The 4,659-nt window shown below is 31.9% G+C and carries 5 protein-coding genes; 4 read left to right on the forward strand and 1 reads right to left on the reverse strand.

Annotated elements, in window-relative coordinates:
• A partial coding sequence (locus VK998_RS08755) for a TetR/AcrR family transcriptional regulator (protein ID WP_325227715.1) occupies nt 1–510 on the reverse strand: 510 nt, incomplete at its 3' end.
• 232 nt (nt 511–742) lie between these two features.
• Here VK998_RS08755 and VK998_RS08760 point away from each other — a divergent pair.
• The 4 genes from VK998_RS08760 to VK998_RS08775 are packed head-to-tail and all read left to right on the forward strand — an operon-like array spanning nt 743 to nt 4,536.
• Nucleotides 743–1,705 (forward strand): ABC transporter permease, encoded by a 963-nt coding sequence (locus VK998_RS08760; protein ID WP_325227717.1) that lies wholly within the window; start codon nt 743–745, stop codon nt 1,703–1,705.
• A gap of 14 nt (nt 1,706–1,719) precedes the next feature.
• Complete coding sequence (locus tag VK998_RS08765) at nt 1,720–2,550, forward strand: ABC transporter permease (RefSeq protein WP_325227719.1); 831 nt, start codon at nt 1,720–1,722, stop codon at nt 2,548–2,550.
• Between the two features lie 3 nt (nt 2,551–2,553).
• Nucleotides 2,554–3,522, forward strand: a complete 969-nt coding sequence (locus tag VK998_RS08770) for an ABC transporter ATP-binding protein (protein ID WP_325227721.1) — start codon at nt 2,554–2,556, stop codon at nt 3,520–3,522.
• Entirely contained in the window at nt 3,523–4,536 is a 1,014-nt protein-coding gene (locus tag VK998_RS08775; RefSeq protein ID WP_325227722.1) for an ABC transporter ATP-binding protein, read from the forward strand.
• Nucleotides 4,537–4,659: the final 123 nt, after the last annotated feature.

The raw sequence follows: 4,659 nt of genomic DNA on the forward strand, positions 1-4,659 counted from the left end.
ATTATTTCTAAAATACATTTGAATATTAAACATTGAAGTTGCATATATATGAAAAACAAAATCTAAATCGACAAAATCTTTTAATTTATCAGTTTTTTTAAGTTCTATAAGCTCGTCCATTACATGACTATTCAATTCTCTACTATATTTACCAAAATAGAATTTCATCATTACTTCAACTGGTGCTCTATACCAAGTACGATTGAAAGCGATTTCTTTTGTAGTACATATTTCCTCAATAGGAATTATATCGCTATCTATTAAAAAATATCCTTTTTCATCAAGTTCCCTCTTGTATATTTTTTTCTCAATACTACTAATCAAATATACATATAAATCATCTTTATCTTCAAAATACTGATAAAAACTTCCTATGGAAATTTCTGCTTTACTGGTAATCATTCTAATATTTACGTTTTCATATTCTTCTTCGATAAATATATCATAAGCAGCATTTATTATTTTCTTCTTTTTATTGGAGGGAAGATTAAAAAACGTTTTTTTCGGCATAATGATCTCCTTATCTATTTTTAGTTATTTATTATTTATATTATACCAAATAATTTGAAAATTTAAAGTTGAAATTTGGCATAAAATGAAAAGTTTAAATCCTCCAAATTGTCAAAAAAATTATTGACATGAGTACTTTACCATGTTAAAGTTATTACAATATTTAAAAAGTGAACATGTTCACTGCACTGGTTTAAAGTGACGTCAAAATGACATATTAGGAGGGAATTAGGTGAAAAGGTATGTATCCAAAAGAGTTTTAACAGGATTGTTAACAATTCTAATAGTTTTTTTAATTAATTTTATAATAATAAATTTAGCGCCAGGAGATCCTATAAAAACACTTATGGGAAAAGAAACAGATGATCCTGCTTTAAGGGCTGCATTAGAAGAAAAGTATGGATTGGACAAACCTTTACACATACAGTTTTTTTCGTATTTAAAGACTGCTATGAGTGGAGATTTAGGTACATCTATTATTTATAATAGGCCTGTTAGTGAGATGATTGGTGAAAAACTTTCTGCTACTATTTTATTAGTTTTAACATCAGCAATATTATCTCTAATAATAGGAACCTTAATGGGGATTGTAGCTGCTAGGAAAGAAGGTTCGGCAATAGATGTCATTTTTTCAGGTTTTTCTTATATTTTAAATTCTATGCCTTCTTTTTGGCTAGGGTTGATGCTAATTATAATATTTTCCTCTGTACTTAATCTGCTTCCTACTTATGGAATGACAGATCCAAGAGCTTCATACAAAGGAATGGCTTATGTAATGGATGTTTTAAAACATATGATATTGCCTGTAGGAACATTAGTATTAATACAAATTCCTTTATATTACAGAATTGCAAAGTCTTCTGTTTTACAAGTAACTAATGAGGATTTCATCCTTACATTGAAAGCTACAGGAATGAGTGAAAAAAAGATATTTAATAAGTATATTTTTAGAAACGCCATTTTACCTACTGTTACAATTTTTGGCATATCTTTGGCTTATTTGATTACAGGTGTTGCCCTCATAGAAACGGTATTTGCATGGCCAGGTACTGGTAGACTTGTACTTACTGCCATTAATCAAAGAGATTATCCTACTCTTATGGGGATATACCTAGTAATGTCAATATCGGTTGCAGTGGTTATGATGTTGGTTGATATTGTATACGCAGTGTTAGACCCTAGAATTAGGTATTAAGGAGGGCATAAAAGATGATGAAGACTATTTTAAACGATAAACAGCTTTTATTTGGGATATTAGGCATTATATTTTTATTAATAATTGTCATGTTTGCCCCAAATATTGCAACATATGATCCCTATTTTTTTGGTCCAGATATATTAAATGAAGTAGGCGAAAATGGACATTTACTTGGTACCAATAAAATGGGACAGGATATTTTCAGTATGATTATTTATGGTACAAGGACTTCTCTTCAAGTAGCTGTTATTTCTGCATTGATTTCTGGTTTATTAGGTATTTTAATTGGTGGGATAGCAGGATTCTTTGGAGGAACAGTAGATAGAGTTGTTTCTGAAATAATAAATATTTTTATGATGCTTCCAACCTTCTTTTTAATTTTGCTTATTATAGCATTATTTGGTAATAGCATTATAAATGTAATGATCGTAATAGGCCTTACTACTTGGCCAAGTAATGCTAAGCTTATGAGAGCTCAAGCTTTGTCCTTAAGAGAGAGGACTTTTGTAAAGGCTGCTACGGCCATGGGAGAAACCAAAGGACAAATTTTATTTAAATATATAATTCCTAATGGAATATTTCCTGTTATTGCAAATACAACTGTTGGTATGTCAAATGCTATATTGACTGAAGCTGGTCTAAGCTTTCTAGGATTAGGGGATCCAAATATAATCAGCTGGGGGCAGATGATATATGATGGAAAATCTTTCTTAACTAGTGCATGGTGGATAGCAACTTTTGCAGGTGTTGCCATTGTAATAACAGTTACCATATTTTATCTACTTGGGGACGGACTAAATCATGTTATGAACCCTAAACATTCCAAAGGGAAAGGGGTGTAGAAAATGAATAACACTATTTTAGAGTTAAAGGATTTCAATGTAACCTATGTAAATAAATATAAAAAAGTATATGCAGTAAAGGATGCAAGTTTCAAAATCAACAAAGGAGATTCTTTAGGATTAGTAGGAGAATCTGGTTCAGGAAAATCTACTTTAGCTATGGCTTTACTTAGGCTTTTACCAGAAAAGACTACCGAAATATCAGGAGTTGCAAATTTTCTTGGAACAGATTTAACTAAATTATCTCAAGAGGAATTGAAAAAGATTAGGTGGAAAGAACTTTCAGTAGTTTTCCAAAAATCTATGAATTCATTATCGCCTGTCCATAGGATAAGGACACAGGTAGAAGATATATATTGGGTTCATAATCCTAAAGCTACTAAGAAAGAAATATTAGATAGATTTACCTACTTATTAGAATTGGTTAATTTATCTGATAGAGTATACAATCTTTATCCTCACGAACTATCTGGTGGAATGCTTCAAAGGGTTTCCATTGCTATAAGTCTATTGAATAATCCTAAGCTGTTGGTTATGGATGAGGCTACTACTGCTTTGGATGTAGTAACTCAAGGTCAGATATTAGATGAGGTAGTTAAGATGGAGAGAGAACTAGATATGACTAGAATAATGATCACCCATGATATGTCTGTAGTTGCTACATCTTGTAATAAGGTTGCAGTTATGTATGCTGGGGAACTTATGGAAATAGGATATGTAAAAGATGTACTGAAAAATCCTTTCCATCCATATACTAAAGGACTTTTAGCATCTTTTCCATCATTAAAAGGTGAAAAAGGAAAGCTTGAAGGTATAAGCGGATTCTTACCGGATTTATCTCAAAATTATGAAGGCTGTATATTTGCACCTAGATGTGAACATGCAACAGATATATGCAAGAAGAAACCAAAGAAAATTCAGTTAGGCAATGAACGAGTAATAAGTTGTCACCTATATGGAGGTGAAATGTAGATGAAAAACAATGAAGGTTATATAAATATAGAAAATGTATCCATGTGGTATCCAGTAAAAGGTGGACTGAGCATAGGGTCTAAAGAGAAAGCAATTGTAAAAGCTGTAGATGGAGTTTCTTTACAATTAAATAAAGGGGAAATACTAGGAGTAATTGGAGAATCTGGATGTGGTAAATCAACTTTAGGAAGGATCCTTGCAAGGTTAGAAGAACCAACTGGTGGAGATGTTTATATAGATAATATATCTACGGATAAACTGATGAAAGAAGATCCTAAGGCTTTTAGAAGATTGGTCCAGATAGTTTTTCAAAACCCATATGATTCTTTCACTCCTAGGGATACTATCGAAGAAATTTTAATGCGTCCTTTAAACATCCATTCCATTGGAACTTCTAAAGAGGACAGAAGAAAGATTATACTAGAAACTTTGGAATTTGGAGGACTTCGTCCTGCAAAGGATATTATGAAAAGATATCCTCATGAATTATCAGGAGGCCAATTACAGAGAATATCTATTTTACGTGCAATGCTTGTTGAGCCTAAATTCATAATAGCTGATGAGCCTGTATCTATGCTAGACGTTTCTGTTAGAGCCGAGATTATAAATATGCTTCTTAAATTGAGCAAAGAAAAAGATGCAGCTGTAATATTCATCAGTCATGATATTTCCCTTACTAGATATATTTCTAATAAAGTGGCTGTAATGTATCTAGGGAAAATTGTTGAATATGGTAATGCTGATGAGATTGTTAAAGATCCTAAACATCCATATACTAAAACCTTGATTTCAAATTGTGGTTCCATTAATCCAGACGAGATCATGGATAAGATAAAAGTAGAAGGAGAACCACCTACACCAATTAACCCAGGTCCAGGATGTTATTTTGCACCAAGATGTTTTAAAGCTACTGAAGAATGTTTTAAAAAATATCCAGCTATCCAAGATGTAGGAGAAGGACATCTAGTAGCTTGCGATAGATTATTCAAAAATGATAAGGAGATATCCTTATAGAAGACGGAAAAATCCTAGATATAGGTGAGAATTTAAGTTGGGATGAAGGAGAAATAATAGATGCTAATGGTTTAGTAGTAATCCCTGGAATAGTAGATGCTCATAGTCATATAGGTGGTTTTG

It is taken from the genome of Schnuerera sp., from assembly GCF_035459645.1.
Lineage (GTDB): Bacteria > Bacillota > Clostridia > Tissierellales > Tepidimicrobiaceae > Schnuerera.